Genomic DNA, 17260 nt, shown 5'->3' on the forward strand with positions numbered 1-17260 from the left:
CCTGACCGGTATCCTTCGGACCGTCGGATGCGACGTTGGCAGAGGCGCGTACTTCTTCCACCACGAGGGGCACCGCCGTTGGCCGCAATCTCCGGCACAATCGGACTCATGATTCCCCCAGAACACGGTGAACCTGCAATGCGCATCCTGATCCTTGGCGCCGGCGGTACCGGCGGTTACTTCGGTGGTCGCCTGGCCCAGGCCGGCGTGGACGTGACCTTCCTCGTACGCCCCGCGCGCGCCGCACAGCTGGACCGCGATGGCCTGGTCATCCGCAGCCCACTCGGCGATGCCAGCTTCCCGGTGCAGCACGTCACCGCCGATGCGCTGCCCGCATTGGCCGCGCGGAAGCCGTTCGATCTGGTCATCCTCAGCTGCAAGGCCTACGACCTGGACAGCTCGATCGACGCCATTGCTCCGGCCGTGGGCGCGAGCACCTCCGTGCTGCCGATCCTCAACGGCCTGCACCACTACAACGCGCTGGACCTGCGCTTCGGCCGCGACGCCGTGCTCGGCGGCCTGTGCTTCATCAGCGCCACCAAGGCACCCGATGGCGCCGTGCTGCATCTGGGCAAGCCGGCCAAGCTCACCTTCGGCGAACGCGATGGCGGCGCGATCTCCGCACGCGTGCGCGCCTTCGCCGCCGCCTGCGCACAGGCCAATCTTGATCACCTGGCCAGCGAACGCATCGGCCAGGAGCAGTGGGTCAAGTACACCTTCCTGACCGCGCTGGCCGCGGCTACCTGCCTGCTGCGCGCCGACATCGGCACCATCGTCGCCACCCACGATGGCGAGGCGATCGTGCGCGGCCTGTATGACGAATGCCTGGCCGTGGCAGAAGCCGCCGGTGAACCGATTCCCGATGCCGCGCAGGACACCGCACGCGGCACCTTGACCCAGGCCGGATCTGCCCTGAAGGCGTCGATGCTGCGCGATCTGGAAGCCGGTCAGCAAGTGGAAGCCGAACAGATCGTCGGCGACATGCTGGCGCGTGCACGCAAGGCCGACCAGGAAGGCCTGTTGCTGCAGGTGGCGTACAGCAGCCTGCAGGCCTACCAGGCACTGCGCGGCGCGTGAGCCTCCCGTTGCAGGCCAGCGCGCTGCCTACGCGGGTGCTGATCCTTGGCATGGGCTGGAGTGGGTGCGTGCTGGCCCAACATCTGCAGGCATCGGGCGTACGGGTCGTCGGCACCGCGCGCGACCCCTCGTCGGCACCGGACGATGGCCGGCTGCGGCATCAGCTGCGCGCCGACGCGCCACCGTCGTCAGCCCTGCTCGATGAGATTGCACAGGCGGAGGCCGTGCTGTGCAGCGTGCCGCCAGATGCCGAGGGCGACCCGGCACTGCGCCTGCTGCTGCCGGCACTGCAGGCCAGCCCGGCACTGCGCTGGGTGGGCTATCTGTCGTCCACGTCGGTGTATGCCGACCGGGCCGGCGGTTGGGTTGACGAGCGCAGCGCAGCCGATACCACTGAAGCACCCGGCGTGCAGCGCCTGCGTGCCGAAGTGCAATGGCGTGCACTTGCAGAAGAACGTGGCATCGCCTCGGCGGTGTTCCGCCTGCCTGGCCTGTACGGGCCCGGACGCAACGCACTGCTGCAGTTGGCCGAGGGCCGTGCCCGCCATGTGATTCGGCCGGGCCTGGTGTTCAATCGCCTGCACGTAGAGGATCTTGCGGCAGTGATCATCGCGGCGATGCAGCGACCGACCCACCAGGGCCTGTACCTGCCCAGCGACGACGAGCCGGCACCACCACAGGATGTGCTGGCCCTCGCCGCGCAGCTGGGCGGGTTTGCGATGCCGCCGGCCGTGGCCTGGGACGATCCAGCGCTGAGCCCGACGCTGCAGCGCTTCTACCAGAGCAACAAGCGCATCGACAGCCGTGGCACGCGTGCGGCGCTGGGGTGGGCACCGCGGTTTCCGACGTATCGGGAAGGACTGCAGGCGCTGGCCGCTTCGCTCGCCGGGCATGGCCTGGCGCTACCGGACAGCCCTTTGTAGAGCCGAGCCCATGCTCGGCTGCTCTACGTGTCCGTCGCGCTGCGCGCGATAAGCCGAGCATGGGCTCGGCTCTACGTATCAACCCACCTCGGGCAGGCGGAAGAACGTGCGCGTGGCCGCCGTGGCATTGGCCGCCGTCACCGCCACGTCCTCGCCACGGTCGCGCGCCAGCTCTTCCACGATGTGCGAGAGGAACATCGGTTCATTGCGGCGGTCCTTCGGCATCGGCTTCAGCGTGCGCGGCAGCAGGTACGGTGCGTCGGTCTCGATCATCAGGCGGTTGGCCGGGATGCTCTTCACCAGTTCGCGCAGGTGCGCGCCACGGCGCTCGTCACACAGCCAGCCAGTGATGCCGATGTACCAGTCCTGGTCGAGGTAGTCGAACAGCTCATCGCGTTCGCCGGTGAAGCAATGCACCACCGCCGGGCCGATGCGCCCTTCGAAGTTCTTCATCTGCGCCATGAAATCGGCGTGCGCGTCGCGCTGGTGCAGGAACAGGGGCTTGCCGTTGTCTGCCGCCAGCTGCAGCTGGCGCTCGAAGGCACGGTGCTGGGCCGGGCGCGGCGAGAAATCACGGAAGTAGTCCAGACCACACTCACCCACCGCCACCACTTCCGGGTGGGCATGCAGCGCGCGCATCTCGGCATCGCATTCCTCGGTGTACTCCACCGCGTGATGCGGGTGCACGCCGGCCGTTGCGTACAGGAAGCCCGGATGCTGCTGCGCCAGCTGCACCGCCAACGGCGAGTGCTCGCGGCTGGCGCCGGTGATGACCATCTGCACCACGCCGGCCTGGCGCGCGCGGTCCAGCACGGCGTCACGGTCGCGGTCGAAGGAATCGTGGGTCAGGTTGGCGCCGATATCGATCAGGTGCATGGTCATCGCGGGGGAAAAGTGCCCGCGCATTGTACCTGCGCCCACCGTGGCCCCTTATCCTTTGCACATGAACGCCCCGCTCTTCCCGATTTCCCCGCTGCTGCCACAGATCCAGCAGCACCTGGCCGCGCAGCCGCGACTGGTGCTGGAAGCCCCGCCCGGCGCCGGCAAGACCACCCAGGTACCGCTGGCACTGCTGGATGCACCGTGGCTGCAGGGCCGGAAGATCATCCTGCTGGAGCCGCGCCGGGTGGCCGCACGCAGCGCCGCGCTGTTCATGGCGCGGCAGCTCGGTGAAGAGGTGGGTGGCACCGTCGGCTACCGCATCCGCTTCGAGAACAAGGTTTCGTCGCGCACGCGCATTGAAGTCGTCACCGAAGGCATCCTGACCCGCATGCTGCAGGACGACCCGATGCTGGAAGAAGTCGGCGCGATCCTGTTCGACGAGTTCCACGAGCGCCATCTCAGTGGCGATCTGGGCCTGGCGCTGGCACTGGACGTTCAGGCCCAGCTGCGCGATGACCTGCGTCTGGTGGTGATGTCGGCAACACTGGATGGCGAGCGCCTGGCACGCTTCCTCGACGCGCCGCGGCTGAGCAGCGAGGGCCGCAGCTACCCGGTCGCGATCAGCCATTTCCCGGCGCGCCGCGATGAGGCGCTGGAACTGCAGGTGCGCCGCTCGGTGCAGCAGGCCTTGGCCGAACACCCCGGTGACCTGCTGGTGTTCCTGCCCGGCCAGCGCGAAATCGCGCGCGTGCAGGCCGGGCTGCAGGAATCGCTGGACGGCAACGCCGAAGTGCTGGCCCTGCACGGTGAACTGCCGGTGGAGCAGCAGGCGCGCGTGCTGCAGGTGGCCAGCGATGGTCGCCGCCGCGTGGTGCTGGCCACCAATGTCGCCGAATCCTCGGTGACCCTGCCCGGCGTGCGCGTGGTGATCGACAGCGGCCAGGCGCGCGAACCGCGCTACGACCCCAACAGCGGCTTCACCCGGCTGGACGTGGTGGCCATCGCGCAGGCCTCCGCCGACCAGCGTGCCGGCCGTGCCGGACGCGTGGCCGAAGGCGTGGCCTGGCGCCTGTGGCCGCAGTCGCAACGGTTGGAACCGCAGCGCCGCGCCGAGATCGACCAGGTGGAACTGGCAGGACTGGCACTGGAACTGGCGGCCTGGGGCAGCAGCGACCTGCGCTTCCTAGACCCGCCACCGGCCGGCCCGATGGGCGCGGCACGCGAACTGCTGCAGCGATTGGGCGCGCTGTCCAGCAGTGGCGCGATCACCGCACTTGGCCGGCGCGTGCTGGCGTTGGGCACGCATCCGCGGATGGCGGCGATGCTGCTGGCGGCGTCCGATGCACGTGCGCAGGCGCTCGCCGCTGATCTGGCCGCCCTGCTGGAGGCGCGCGACCCATTGCGCCAGGGCGGTGACGCGCTGGCGGCACGCTGGCGCGCACTGGCCGCGTTCCGCAATGGCCGCGCACCGGGTGACGCCAACCGCAGCGGTCTGGCCGCCATCGATGCGGCCGCCAAGCAGTGGCGACGTCGCCTGCGCTGCGAAACCACACCGCCGGCCAGCATCGAGGCCCATGAGCTGGGCGACCTGCTCGCACACGCCTTCCCTGATCGGATCGGTTTCCAGCATCCCAGCGATCCATTGCGCTACCTGCTGGCCAATGGTCGCAGCGCGCGCCTGCACGAACTGAGCGACCTGCGTGGCGAACCGTGGCTGGTCGCCAGCGAGCTTCGCTTCGAGGCACGCGATGCGCTGCTGCTGCGTGCCGCACCGGTGGACGAAGGCCAGCTGCGCAAGGCGTGGCCGGAGCGCTTCGTCACCGAAGATGTGGTCCGCTGGGACAGCGAGCGCCGCGCCCTGGTGGCCCTGCGCGAGACCCGTTTCGACCGCATCGTACTGGACAGCCGCTCGGCCGGCCGGGTCGATCCGCAGCACGCCGCGCAGGCGCTGACCGACGCGGTGGCCGAGCTCGGCCTGCAGGCGCTGCCATGGACCGAAGGCCTGCGCCAGTGGCAGGCACGGGTGGAATCACTGCGGCGCTGGATGCCGGAGTTGGATCTGCCCGACTGCAGCGACGCGGCCCTGCTGGCCAACCGTGCGCAGTGGCTGCAGCCCGCGTTCGCCGGCAAGAGCCGTCTGGATGCGCTGGACGAGTCCAGCTTCGGCGAGGCGCTGAAGTCGCCGCTGGAGTGGTCGCAGCGGCAGCTGGTCGAACGCCATGCACCGACCCGCATCACCGTGCCGTCCGGACTGGAGCGGCCGATCACCTACGAGTTGGACAGCGAAAGTGGCGAGCCGTTGCCACCGGTGCTGGCGGTGAAGCTGCAGGAACTGTTCGGCCTGGCTGATACGCCGCGCATCGCCGATGGGCGCGTGCCGCTGACCCTGCACCTGCTGTCGCCCGGTGGCCGGCCGCTGCAGGTCACCCAGGACCTGCGCAACTTCTGGGAAAACACCTACGCCGAAGTGAAAAAGGAGATGAAGGGCCGCTACCCGCGCCATCCGTGGCCGGATGACCCGTGGACGGCCACGGCCACGCACCGGGCCAAGCCACGCGGGACCTGACCGGCCCTGCCGGCACGACCGGTTGCGGACCCTGCCTGATCCTGAATGGCTGCGGTAAAGTCACGCCACGTGCGGCCTCGACTGACATACCGTTTACGGGCAACACGCGACACTGGACTTCGACCCGAGGCAAAGGACCCCCCGCATGAGCAAGCTGACCGTAATCACCGACCGCGCTCTGGAGCGCGCCCTGGAGCTGGCCCACACCGCCGGCGATGGCCTGAAGAGCGCCGGTGGCAGCCTGCGCAATGCGGACTGGATCAAGACCGGCGCCGCCATCGGCGCAGTGAAGACCGGCGGCAAGGCCGCGACCAAGTTCGTGCGCCGCAATCCGGCAGTAGCCGTGGCCGCAGCTGCGGTCGGTGTGGGCCTGCTCGGCTATGCGCTGTACCGCAAGCAGCAGAAGAAGAAGGCCGCCAATGGCCACGTGGTGAATGGGCAGGCGCAGCGCATCAATGCGCGTGACCGCCGCAACGACACCGTGGTGGATGAGCACAGCGATATCGGCAGCGACGCCTGAGATCGTCGGCCGCTGCCAGGGCCGGGGTCCTTCCGCAGGAAGGGCTCCGGCCTTTTCATTTCAACCGATCTGCCGCCACTGGCCCGGCTGCAGGTCGTCCAGCCGGTAGGGTCCCATCGACACGCGGACCAGCCGCAGCGTCGGCAGGTTCACCGCCGCGGTCATCCGCCGCACCTGGCGGTTGCGGCCCTCGCGGATCGTGATCGCCAACCAGCTGTCAGGCACGGTCTTGCGGAAACGTACCGGCGGATCGCGCGTCCACAGCGACGGCGCCGGATCGAGGCGCTCGATCTTCGCCGGCAGGGTCGGCCCGTCGTTCAGCTCAACGCCGTCGCGCAGCCGCTGCAGCTGCTCGTCGCTGGGCGTGCCTTCCACCTGCACCCAGTAGGTCTTGTCGGCCTTGTGTCTGGGGTCGGTCAGCTTGTGCGCCAGCGTACCGTTGTCGGTCAGCAGCAGCAGGCCCTCGCTGTCATGGTCCAGGCGGCCGGCGGCATACACGCGCGGCGGCAGGCCAAACCCGGCCAGGGTCGGCCGCGGCGGCACGCTGCGGTCGGTGAACTGGCAGAGCACGTTGAAGGGCTTGTTGAAGGCAATCAGCATTGCGGGCACGGCGGGCGGCAGAAGGCGCATTGTCCCACGCCGCGCTGCTCGCTCGCCGGGCACCCCTTTGGCCGAGGCTGCGGCGGGATCAGCCGAAGACCTTCCACTCCAGCAGGAACGAGCCCAGCACCAGTGCGATGCCGCACGCCGCGATGACATTGGCCCGGCGCCGCAGGCGGACCGGTGGCGGATTCATGGCACGCGCACGTTCCTCCAGCAGCGCACCGGCGAACAGCACGGCAAACCCCACCGTCGCCACCAGGTCGTAGGCATGGCCACCGTAGAACACGAAATCAATCAGCCGCGCCAGCACCAGCACGGCAACGGCGATGTAAAAAATCTTCTTCAACTATCCATGTCCTTGCATACGATCCAATTCCGGCGCATGGCCGGCCTTGGGACCAGCCATGCGCCGCGCTACGCGCGATGAGCCGAGCATGGGCTCGGCTCTACAGAGTCAGCATGCGCCAGCCCGGCACCCCTCTTACGGCTTGATGAAGCGCAGGGTCATGCGATCGCTCTCGCCGATCGCCTGGTACTTCACGTCGTCGGCCTTGTCGTGCTGGTTGGTCGGCGGCAGCGTCCAGACGCCGTTCGGGTGGTCCTTGGTGTCGCGCGGGTTGGCGTTGACCTCGCTGCGCGCATCCAGCTTGAAACCAGCCGCCTCGGCCATCGCGATCACCTGCTGCTGGCCGACATAGCCGGTGTCATCGTCGTCGGCCACATCGGTCTTGGCGCGATGCTCGACCACGCCGAGCACGCCGCCCGGCTTGAGCACGTTGAAGAAGCCCTGGAACATGCCCTGCGCCTGGCCGGCCTTGCGCCAGTTGTGCACGTTGCGGAAGGTCAGCACCACGTCGGCAGAATTGGCCGGGCCGAACACCGGCTTGGCCGGATCGTAGGCGACCACGGCAGTCTTGCCGAACTGCGCCGGTGCGCCGGCGTACTTCTTTTCCAGGCTGTCGCGGCTGCGCTGCTGGTAGTCACGGCCGCGGCCTTCGGGCACGGCCATCGGGTCGACCACGGCGGCGACGTATCGGCCCTTGTCATGCAGCAGCGGCGCCAGGATCTCCGAGTACCAGCCGTTGCCGGGGGTGATCTCGATGACGGTCTTTTCCGGAGCCACCCTGAAGAACGACAGCGTCTGCGCCGGATGACGGAAGCCATCGCGCTTGACGTTGTTGGCATCGCGGGTGGGCGCCTTCACCGCCGCGTCGATGGCCGGCGAGACCTCGATCTTCGCCGGCGCTACCGTGGCCGGTGCGGCGAACGCAGGAACAGCAGCAAGCAGGGCCGAAGCAAGCAGCAGTCGGCAACCACGCAGGGACGAAGCAGGCATCATCGGGACGACTCCAGCGGAAGATGCGGCGAGACTAGCAGTCGCAGCGTCCCAGGTGTTCACAAAACGTTAGCTGCGTGCGCGCCGCGGAACACTGTTTTGTGGTCGTCGCCGCAGCACGGTCACACATCGCGTTCTATTCTGGAGCACTTCCCCCAAGGAGTCCGTGCCCATGACGGCAACCCGCGAACTGGGCCGTTCCGGCCTGCATGTACGTCCGCTCGCCTTCGGTGGCAACGTGTTCGGCTGGAGCGCCGATGAAAAGGCCAGCTTCGCCCTGCTCGATGCCTTCGTCGACGCCGGTTTCAATCTGGTCGACACCGCCGATGTGTACTCGGCCTGGGTGCCCGGCAATGCCGGCGGCGAATCGGAGACGCTGATCGGCAAATGGTTCGCGCGCAGCGGCAAGCGCGACAAGGTGGTGCTGGCGACCAAGGTGGCCAAGTGGGCCGAACGCCCCGGCCTGACCCCGGACAACATCAATGCGGCGGTCGAGGATTCGTTGCGCCGCCTGCAGACCGACGTGATCGACCTGTACCAGGCGCACGAGGACGATGAGTCGACGCCACTGGAGGCGACGCTTGCGGCATTCGGCCGCCTGATCGAGGCCGGCAAGGTGCGTGCGATCGGCGCCTCCAACTACAGCGCCACGCGCCTGGCCGACGCGCTGAAGGTCTCCACCGACTACAAGCTGCCGCGTTACGAAACCCTGCAGCCGGAGTACAACCTGTACGACCGCGCCGGCTACGAGAAGGAACTGGAACCGCTGGTGCAACGCGAACAGATCGGCGTGATCGGTTACTACGCCCTGGCCAGTGGCTTCCTCAGCGGCAAGTACCGCACGCCGGCCGATGCAGCCAAGAGCCCAGCGCGTGGCGAGACGGTGGTGAAGCGCTATCTGAACCCGCGCGGCCTGCGCATCCTGCAGGCGCTGGATGACGTGGCCAGCAAGCACGGCGCCAGCGCCGCACAGATCGCACTGGCATGGCAGATCGCACGGCCGTCGATCACCGCGCCGATCGTCAGCGCCACCAGCGTCGAGCAGCTGCACGATCTGCTGGCAGCGGCCAACCTGTCGTTGAGCGTGCAGGACGTCGCGCAGCTGGATGCCGCCAGCGCGGAAGCCTGAGTTGTAGTGCCGGCCGCTGGCCGGCATTGCACAACAGCGAAGAAAATAATTGAACAAAATAGTTGCGCGCGACTAAATCGTGGTTTATCGTGCGCACCTCGTTTCAACAACCACTGGAAAACTCCCTTGAACGCGCATTCCGTCGCCACCGCCAAACTGCTGCCATGCCTGCGCATGGACGGGCTGGCGCGCGCGTTCGGCAAGGAAGACCAGCTGACAACGGCCTGATACCCGCCCTGCGGAGATCGGCCACCCCGATCTCCGAGGCCTGACGACGCCCTCGGAACGCACGTCCCGGGGGCGTTTTCGTTTGCGTCGGCACAAGGACCCGCGATGCCAGAACTGCACCCCGCGCGGCAACCCGCCGCTCACTGACCCAGGTTTCTTCGCCACACCGGAGGATTTTCTCCGCGTGCATGGCAACACCTGGACATTATCTGCATCGCACCCAAACATTATCGCTCGCCGATAATGTCGGTGGCCTGCACCTTCGATTCTCCAACGGTCCCGTTTCCACCACGGGCTGGTGCGCGCGGCGTTGCCGTGGCGTATGCCGGAGGTCGCGGACATGCCATCGCCTGGATCGCCTGCTGGAGGCAGGCACCGGTTCGCCGGTACGCGGTTCGATTCCGCGCGGTCCCCAACTGGATAGCTCAGCTTGGTCAGAGCAACGGATCCGTAATCCGTCTGTCGTGGGTTCGATTCCCACTCCAACCACATGACCTGTCACGTCATGACTTGAAGCAACACCCGGGGCGCAAGCCCCAGCGGCCATCGTCGCCGTCCACCGTCATTGCCTTCGGGCAGGAACGTGGAAGGCAACGGACCGCACGCCGGGCCTCGGCCTGTCACCACTACCTGCCCCACTCTGCTCCGGTGCTGTCTGCCGGCAGCGATGGCCGCAAGGGTGATGACGCACCGAAGGCTCCGCGCGCGGACCGTCGGCCGATGGCCGCCCTCTTCCGCTGCCTGCACGTGGTGTGCAGGCGGCCTCGCCACGACCTGATCGACCCGGGTCATGGTGATTCATCCGCATCGGGTCGAACCACCAGAGCCATACAAGGAGAGACTCCCATGTTCTGGACCATCAAGGTCGTGATCGGCGACGGCGAGCGCGGCCTGGTGTATCGCAACCGTCGTTTCCAGCAGATCCTGCTGCCGGGCGTGCACCGCCTGTCGCCGTTCGGCGGCCGGCCGCACGTGGACATCCACAACGCATCGAAGGGCGCGGCCTACACCGGCAGCGACCAGGACAGCCTGATCGAAGCGCTGGGCGCACAGCTGGACACGCACTTCGTACTGGCCAACGTCGGCGCCGGCGAGGTCGGCCTGTTGCTGCGCAACGGCCGCATCGACGAGGTCCTGCCGCCGGGCAGCCGCCGTCTGTACTGGCGCGGTTCGGTCGACACCCAGGTCCGCGTGATGGCGCTGGGTGACGAGCCGCGCATCCCGCTGGACGTGCAGCAGCGCCTGGGCCAGCTGGGCATGCTGCCGCGTGTCGCGGTGATCAGCACCGTGCCGAGCGAGTCGGTCGGCCTGCTGTTCATCGATGGCACGCTGCGGCAGACGCTGGACGCCGGCCTGCACGCGTTCTGGAACTTCAACGGCAACGTGTCGGTGGAGCGCGTGGAGCTGCGTGCGCGTTCGCTGGACGTGTCCGGCCAGGAACTGCTCAGCCGCGACAAGGTGACCCTGCGGGTGAACCTGGCCGCGACCGTGCAGGTGGTCGACCCGGTGCGTGCACACCGCACGCTCAGCAATGCCGATGAGTTCATCTATCGGCAGCTGCAGTTTGGCCTGCGCCAGGCGATCGCCGCACGCAGCCTGGACGAGCTGCTCGGTGACAAGGCGGCGCTGGACGGCGAGATCGCCGCCCATGTGCAGGCCGCGATCGAGGGCCACGGTGTGCGCCTGCTCGGCGTCGGCATCAAGGACGTGATCCTGCCGGGCGAGATGAAGGAGATCCTCAATGGCGTGGTGCTGGCCGAGAAGCAGGCCCAGGCCAGCGTGATCCGTCGCCGCGAGGAGGCCAACGCCACGCGTTCGCAGCTCAACACCGCAAAGCTGATCGAGGACAACCCGGTGCTGATGCGCTTGAAGGAGCTGGAGGCGCTGGAGAAGGTCACCGAGAAGATCGACACGCTCACCGTGTTCGGCGGGCTGGATGGCGTGCTGAAGCAGCTGGTGACGATCAGGTAGGGGGTAGCGGTGGCGCAGGGACGCGCCACCGGCCCATCAAGGACATAGACGAAGACATGGACACTCAACAGAACTATCAATGGCTGCACGCCGAGGGCACCACGCCGATCAAGGGCTGGGTCAACGGTGTGCCGCTGGAAGCGCAGGCCCACGAGCAGCTGCGCAACATCGCCGCGATCCCGTTCGTCGGGCCGTGGGTGGCGGTGATGCCGGACGTGCACCTGGGCAAGGGCGCGACCGTGGGCTCGGTGATTCCGACCCGTGGCGCGATCATTCCGGCCGCGGTCGGCGTCGACATCGGCTGCGGCATGGCGGCGGTGCGTACCACGCTGCGCGCCAACGACCTGCCCGATGACCTGCGGCAACTGCGCAGCAGCATCGAGCGCAGCATCCCGGTCGGCAACGGGCGCGGCGGCGAGCATCACCGCATGCCCGACAGCATCCACACCCGGTTGGTGCAGTCGGGGCTGGCCGACGGCCTGGAGAAGATCAAGGACAAGCACCGCCGGATCCGCACCGACAAGCTGGACCGCCAGCTGGGTACGCTGGGCGGCGGCAACCACTTCATCGAACTGTGCCTGGACGAGACGGATACGGTGTGGGTGATGCTGCACAGCGGCTCGCGCGGCACCGGCAACCTGATCGGCACCTACTTCATCGAGAAGGCGCGCGAGGAACTGGCCCGCCGCGTGCTCGGCTTCCACCTGCCGGACAAGGACCTGGCGTTCTTCATGGAAGGCGAGCCGCTGTTCGATGACTACGTTGAAGCGGTGTCGTGGGCGCAGGACTACGCCCGGCAGAACCGCGAGGCGATGATGTCGCGCGTGCTGGCCGAAATGCGCCACCGGCTGCCGAAGTTCCAACTGGCGGCGATGGCGGTGAACTGCCACCACAACTACGTGCAGAGGGAAACGCATCACGGCCAGGAGCTGCTGGTGACACGCAAGGGCGCCGTCAGCGCGCGTGAGGGCGAGCTGGGCATCATTCCCGGCAGCATGGGCACGCGCAGCTACATCGTGCGCGGCAAGGGCAACGCGGACAGCTTCCACAGCTGCAGCCACGGTGCCGGCCGGGCGATGAGCCGTGGCACGGCGCGCCAGCAGATCACGCTGGCCCAGCACCGCGAGGCCACCGCGCACGTGGAATGCCGCAAGGACAGCGGCGTGCTGGACGAGTCACCGGCCGCGTACAAGTCGATCGACGATGTGATGGCCGCGCAGCTGGACCTGGTCGACGTGGTGCACACCTTGCGGCAGGTGCTGTGCGTGAAGGGGTAATGGAACGGTGCCGACCAAGGTCGGCATCTACCAGAGCAGGTGGTCAGCGCGGCACGCTGTCCTCGGCCACCAGCGCATGATGCACGCCAATGCCCGCGCGCACGCCCTCGGCAGCGGCCAGCGTGATGTTGCCAACCGTGGTTGCATCGCCCGCGGCATACACATTCGGCACCGAGGTCTGCTTCATCATGTCAACCTCGATCAGCACGCCCAGCGGGCTCTCGACCAATGTGCAGCCCAGTTGCTGTACCAATGGCGTGGCCATCGCCTGGGTGGCCGGCACGAACAACGCACGCTGGGCGATGCGGCGGCCGTCGGCCAGCTCCACTTCCAGCCAGGTCGGCTGGTCGCCCTGCACGCCCAGCACCGGCGAGGTCTCAATCTGCACGCCGCGCTGCTGCATGGCGGCCCGTTCCTCATCGGTGATCGGCAGGCCCTGGCTGAAGAACGTGACATTGCCCCAGTCGGCGAACAGCGGCGCCTTGCTGGCGGACATCGGATGGCCGCCGAGCAGGCCGATGGCACCACCACCCACTTCATAGCCATGGCAGTACGGGCAATGCAGCACGGTGCTGCCCCAGCGCTCGGCCAGGCCCGGCAACGCCGGCAACTGGTCGGCAATACCGCTGGCCAGCAGCAGCTTGCGCGCGGCCAGGACCTGGCCATCGGCGGTATGCACTTCCACGCCTTCGGCGGTGGCGGATGCCTGCACGGCCTCGGCGTGCAGCCAGCGTACGCTGGGGTAGTCCAGCAGCTGCTGTCGCGCGGTCTTCAGCAGCTCGGCCCCGCTGATGCCATCCAGCCCCAGCACGCCGTGCGAATGGCCGGCGAAACGGTTGCGCGGTGAACCGGCATCGATGACGGTGACCGGGCGACGGGCGCGGGCGAGGATCAGGCCGGCGGCAATGCCGGCATAGCTGCCGCCGACGATGAGCACATCAGGATTCATGGTGACCTTCCAAGGAACGGTGATGGGCGAGATGGCGGGCGAAGTCGGCGCCGAGCTGGTCCAGCGTGGTCGCCTGCAGCCGCTGTTCGAGAAGGCGCTGTGCTTCGCGCGCCCCTTCGAGCAGGGCGCTGTTGACCAGCTGCTGGATCGGGCAGCCGCCGCCGGAAACGCGGGCGCCGACCTGCACCAGCGGTGGTGCGCCCACGGCCAGATAGATGTCATGCAGGGTGATCGTTGCCGCATCGCGTGCCAGCAGGCTGCCGCCGCCGTGGCCGCGGGTGCTGCGCACCAGGCCGGCCTTGTGCAGCTGTGCCAGCAGGCGACGGATCACCACCGGATGCGTCGGCAGGCACGACGCCAGCTGCTCGGACGTACGCGGGGCAGCGTGGCCCACCAGATGCGCCATCACGTGCAGGGCGTCGGAAAGCGGGTTTGCTGATTTCATGTAACAACAATAGTTACATTTAAACCACCTGTCGAGAGTCCGTATTCGTTCCATATGGACACATTTGTCCCGTGAAACATCTCCTTCACATCTCTAAACAGAACGCGAATGTGATCGTTGTCGCACTTCAGACGCGCAGGGCACGGGTCGATACCGCATTGCCCCTTCCCGAGAGTCCCTTCCATGAAAGCGTCTGTCCGTGCTCCGCGCCTGCAGTCCAAGCTGCTCGGCGCGGTTTCCGTTGGTCTGGCCGTGGTCCTGCTCTGCGCACTGGCGGGCCTGGCCTCCGCCTGGTTGAAGCTGTCCACCGAGGTTCCACCCGAAGTCGCGCACAGCCGCGATGCAGAACGCCTGCAACGCGAGTTCCGCGGCCAGGTGCAGGAATGGAAGAACGTATTGCTGCGCGGCCGCGACGATGCGCTGCGCCAGCGCCATCTGGATGCCTTCGACAGCGAGGGCCGCCTGGTCGAGCAGCTGGCCAAGGGCCTGCTGGCCAGCGCGGACGCGCGCACGCGTGATCTGGCACAGGCCTTCATCGGCCTGCATGCGCAGCTGCAGAAGGACTATCACGCTGCCCTGCAGGCATTTGCAGAGGCCGGCTACGACCCCGCCGCCGGCGACAACCTCGTGCGCGGCAAGGATCGCCCGGTGGCGACGGCACTGGATGCGCTGAGCACGCACGCCACGCAGGTGGCCGAAGCAGCGGTGGCCGCGCGTTCTCAGCAGGCACGGCAGACGTTGTTGCTGTGCGCGGCGCTGACCGTGCTGGCCGCGGTGCTGCTGCTGATGGGCCTGGCCTGGTGGCTGCGGCGCGCGGTGGTGCAGCCGGTACTGGCGGTGGAAGCCGCTGCACGTGCAGTGGCTGCCGGCGACCTGCAACACGTGGTGCAGGTGCACAGCCGCGACGAGATCGGCCGCCTCGCGCAGGCCATGCAGGCGGTGCAGTCGACACTGCGCGGCGTGCTGGATGCACAGGCCGCGATGGCGCAGGCGCATGAGGCCGGCACCATCAGCCACCGCATGGACGCCAGCGCCTTCCCCGGCGCGTTCGGCACGATGGTGGCCGACAGCAACGCGCTGGTCGATGCGCACATCCAGGTGAAGCTGCGCGCGATCGCGATCATGGGCCGCTATGCCGTCGGCGACCTCAGCCAGGACATGGAACGCCTGCCCGGCGAGAAGGCCGTGATCACCAACGCATTGGATACGGCCAAGGCCAATCTCGGTGTGATCAACGGCGAGATCCGCCGCCTGGCCGAAGCGGCGGCCGCCGGTGACTTCAGCCAGCGCGGCGACAGCGCTCGTTTCGAGCATGATTTCCGCGCGATGGTCGACGGTTTGAACCGCCTGATGCAGACCACTGAACTGAACCTGGGCGAGGTCTCCAGCATGTTGCGTGCGATTGCCGATGGCCGTCTCGGCGCGCGCATGCACGGTGATTTCCAGGGCGTGTTCGCGCGTATCGCCGGTGACGCCAACACCACCGCCGCACAACTGGCGACCATCGTCACCGACATCAAGCACGCCTCCGGCAACATCCACACGGCGGCGGCGGAGATCGCCGCCGGCAACAATGATCTGTCGCGCCGCACCGAACAGCAGGCCGCCAACCTGGAAGAGACGGCGGCATCGATGGAGGAACTGACCTCCACCGTGCGCCAGAACGCCGAACACGCGCGCCAGGCCAACCAGCTCGCGATCGGCGCGCACACCGTTGCCTCTCACGGCGGCAGCGTGGTCGGCCAGGTGGTGACGACGATGGGCGCGATCGAAACCTCTTCACGGCAGATCGCCGAGATCATCAGCGTGATCGATGGCATCGCCTTCCAGACCAACATCCTGGCGCTGAACGCTGCGGTGGAAGCCGCGCGTGCCGGCGAGCAGGGCCGTGGCTTCGCGGTGGTTGCCAGCGAGGTCCGCACGCTGGCGCAGCGTTCGGCGGCAGCCGCGAAGGAGATCAAGTCGCTGATCGAAGCCTCGGTGGAACAGGTGGGGCACGGTGCACAGCGCGTGCGTGAGGCCGGTGACACCATGGCCGAGATCGTGGCCTCGGTGCAGCGCGTGACCGACATCATGGCCGAGATTTCCGCCGCCTCGCAGGAACAGAGCGCGGGCATCGAACAGGTCAGCCAGACCGTGATCCAGATGGACGGCACCACCCAGCAGAATGCCGCGCTGGTGGAGGAAGCCAGCGCCGCGGCACGCAGCCTGGAACAGCAGGCGAACCGGTTGATCGAGGCGGTGGATGTGTTCGATCTGTCGACCACGGCGGATGCGAAGGGCGGGTTGGCGCGCGCGGCCTGATTGGTCCGGTTGCCGGCCAGCGTCAGATGGGTAGCGCCCGACCGTTGGTCGGGCGATGGCAGGAGCAGTGCGGACCAACGGTCCGCACCCACCCGAATCCGATCAGCGCAGGTAACCGCTCTGCGCCATCGCTTCACCCAGGTAATCCAGGAACGAGCTGATCCGCGCCGACACCGCCGTGTTGCGGTAATACACCGCGTGGATCGGCTGGTACACATCCAGCGTCTGCGCCGCCAGCACCGGCACCAGCGTGCCAGCAGCGCGGTCGCGATCGGTGACGAAGTCGGACAGGCAGGTGATGCCGACACCTTCCACCGCCAGGCGGCGCAGTGTCTCGCCACTGGACACCGCGATATCCGGATGCACCCGCAGCAGGCCATCGGAATCGCCCGGCAACGGCCAGCGGTTGAGTGACTCCGGCTCGTTGAAGCTGAGCAGCGTGTGCTGGCCCAGCGCGGCGACGCTAGCCGGTTCGCCGTGTGCAGCCAGGTAGGCCGGGCTGGCCACCAGCCGCAGCTGGCACCGCCCCAGCGGCCGCGCATGCAACGTGGAGTCGGCCAGTGGCCCGATCCGGATCGCCAGATCGGTGCGCCGCTCCAGCAGGTCGATGTAGCGGTCGGAGCTGTTCAACTCCAGCTGCACTTCCGGGTAGCGCGCACGATAGCCGCTCACCAGCGGCGCGATCACGTGCAGCACGAACGGCATCGCCGCATCCACGCGCAGGCGCCCTGCCGGACGCTCGCGGCGCGCCGCCATCTGTTCCTCGGCCGATTCCACCGCATCGATGATCGCCCGTGCATGGCGCAGGAACACCTCGCCCTCGGCAGTCAGGTGCAGGCGGCGGGTGGTGCGGGTCAGCAGGGTGATCCCCAGCTTGTCCTCCAGCCGCCCCAGCGCACGGCTCACGCCCGAGGGCGTCTGCCCCAGCTGCTCGGCAGCGGCACTGATCGACCCGCTGTCGATCACCGCGAGGAAGGCCTGCATTTCGTCGAGAGTGGTCTTCATCCCGCCATTATTGACTGAACGGCAATAGTGATTGGCGTGAAGACC

General features: G+C 67.9%; 15 protein-coding genes and 1 tRNA gene. 9 read left to right on the forward strand and 7 right to left on the reverse strand.

What is annotated here, in order from left to right; genetic code table 11:
• Positions 1–138: 138 nt before the first annotated feature.
• Complete coding sequence (gene panE / locus ACW5IY_RS21165) at positions 139–1077, forward strand: 2-dehydropantoate 2-reductase (RefSeq protein ID WP_049435955.1); 939 nt, start codon at positions 139–141, stop codon at positions 1075–1077.
• On the forward strand, positions 1074–2000 hold the full coding sequence (locus ACW5IY_RS21170) for an NAD-dependent epimerase/dehydratase family protein (protein WP_049435957.1): 927 nt from the start codon (positions 1074–1076) through the stop codon (positions 1998–2000). The genes panE and ACW5IY_RS21170 overlap by 4 nt, the downstream gene beginning before the upstream one ends.
• A 78-nt stretch (positions 2001–2078) precedes the next feature.
• Here the strand turns inward: ACW5IY_RS21170 and ACW5IY_RS21175 are convergent, their stop codons facing one another.
• A complete protein-coding gene (locus ACW5IY_RS21175) occupies positions 2079–2876 on the reverse strand; it encodes a TatD family hydrolase (RefSeq protein WP_049436061.1) in 798 nt (265 codons plus the stop codon).
• A gap of 67 nt (positions 2877–2943) precedes the next feature.
• Between ACW5IY_RS21175 and hrpB the strand changes: the two genes are divergently transcribed.
• Together hrpB and ACW5IY_RS21185 are read left to right on the forward strand one after the other, a co-directional pair.
• On the forward strand, positions 2944–5448 hold the full coding sequence (gene hrpB / locus ACW5IY_RS21180) for an ATP-dependent helicase HrpB (protein ID WP_049435958.1): 2505 nt from the start codon (positions 2944–2946) through the stop codon (positions 5446–5448).
• A 145-nt stretch (positions 5449–5593) separates the two neighbouring features.
• On the forward strand, positions 5594–5968 hold the full coding sequence (locus tag ACW5IY_RS21185) for a hypothetical protein (RefSeq protein ID WP_019336760.1): 375 nt from the start codon (positions 5594–5596) through the stop codon (positions 5966–5968).
• A gap of 60 nt (positions 5969–6028) precedes the next feature.
• On the opposite strand, the gene ACW5IY_RS21190 is transcribed toward ACW5IY_RS21185, so the two are convergent.
• The 3 genes from ACW5IY_RS21190 to ACW5IY_RS21200 all read right to left on the reverse strand — a co-directional run bounded on the left by ACW5IY_RS21190 (position 6029) and on the right by ACW5IY_RS21200 (position 7910).
• Positions 6029–6568, reverse strand: a complete 540-nt coding sequence (locus ACW5IY_RS21190; RefSeq protein WP_026347220.1) for a pseudouridine synthase — start codon at positions 6566–6568, stop codon at positions 6029–6031.
• Between the two features lie 88 nt (positions 6569–6656).
• Positions 6657–6917, reverse strand: a complete 261-nt coding sequence (locus tag ACW5IY_RS21195) for a hypothetical protein (protein WP_049435959.1) — start codon at positions 6915–6917, stop codon at positions 6657–6659.
• A gap of 135 nt (positions 6918–7052) precedes the next feature.
• Complete coding sequence (locus ACW5IY_RS21200; protein WP_049435961.1) at positions 7053–7910, reverse strand: class I SAM-dependent methyltransferase; 858 nt, start codon at positions 7908–7910, stop codon at positions 7053–7055.
• A 169-nt stretch (positions 7911–8079) separates the two neighbouring features.
• Here ACW5IY_RS21200 and ACW5IY_RS21205 point away from each other — a divergent pair, with 169 nt between their 5' ends.
• The 4 genes from ACW5IY_RS21205 to ACW5IY_RS21220 all read left to right on the forward strand — a co-directional run bounded on the left by ACW5IY_RS21205 (position 8080) and on the right by ACW5IY_RS21220 (position 12512).
• Positions 8080–9036 carry an aldo/keto reductase gene (locus ACW5IY_RS21205; protein WP_049435962.1) on the forward strand — a complete coding sequence of 319 codons (957 nt, stop codon included), beginning with the start codon at positions 8080–8082 and terminating at the stop codon, positions 9034–9036.
• Between the two features lie 645 nt (positions 9037–9681).
• Positions 9682–9753 (forward strand) — tRNA-Thr (locus tag ACW5IY_RS21210).
• A 357-nt stretch (positions 9754–10110) separates the two neighbouring features.
• A complete protein-coding gene (locus ACW5IY_RS21215) occupies positions 10111–11235 on the forward strand; it encodes a slipin family protein (RefSeq protein ID WP_049435963.1) in 1125 nt (374 codons plus the stop codon).
• Between the two features lie 56 nt (positions 11236–11291).
• Positions 11292–12512, forward strand: coding sequence for an RtcB family protein (locus ACW5IY_RS21220; protein WP_043399516.1), 1221 nt, complete (start codon positions 11292–11294; stop codon positions 12510–12512).
• A gap of 43 nt (positions 12513–12555) precedes the next feature.
• On the opposite strand, the gene ACW5IY_RS21225 is transcribed toward ACW5IY_RS21220, so the two are convergent.
• Positions 12556–13461 carry an NAD(P)/FAD-dependent oxidoreductase gene (locus tag ACW5IY_RS21225; RefSeq protein ID WP_043399517.1) on the reverse strand — a complete coding sequence of 302 codons (906 nt, stop codon included), beginning with the start codon at positions 13459–13461 and terminating at the stop codon, positions 12556–12558.
• A complete protein-coding gene (locus tag ACW5IY_RS21230) occupies positions 13451–13906 on the reverse strand; it encodes an Rrf2 family transcriptional regulator (RefSeq protein WP_049435964.1) in 456 nt (151 codons plus the stop codon). Before ACW5IY_RS21230 ends, ACW5IY_RS21225 begins: the two co-directional genes overlap by 11 nt.
• Before the next feature lie 183 nt (positions 13907–14089).
• Between ACW5IY_RS21230 and ACW5IY_RS21235 the strand changes: the two genes are divergently transcribed.
• A complete protein-coding gene (locus ACW5IY_RS21235; RefSeq protein ID WP_049435965.1) occupies positions 14090–16210 on the forward strand; it encodes a methyl-accepting chemotaxis protein in 2121 nt (706 codons plus the stop codon).
• 102 nt (positions 16211–16312) lie between these two features.
• On the opposite strand, the gene ACW5IY_RS21240 is transcribed toward ACW5IY_RS21235, so the two are convergent.
• Positions 16313–17215, reverse strand: a complete 903-nt coding sequence (locus tag ACW5IY_RS21240; RefSeq protein ID WP_049435966.1) for a LysR family transcriptional regulator — start codon at positions 17213–17215, stop codon at positions 16313–16315.
• Positions 17216–17260 lie beyond the last annotated feature (45 nt).

This window comes from Stenotrophomonas sp. C-A, from assembly GCF_054030835.1.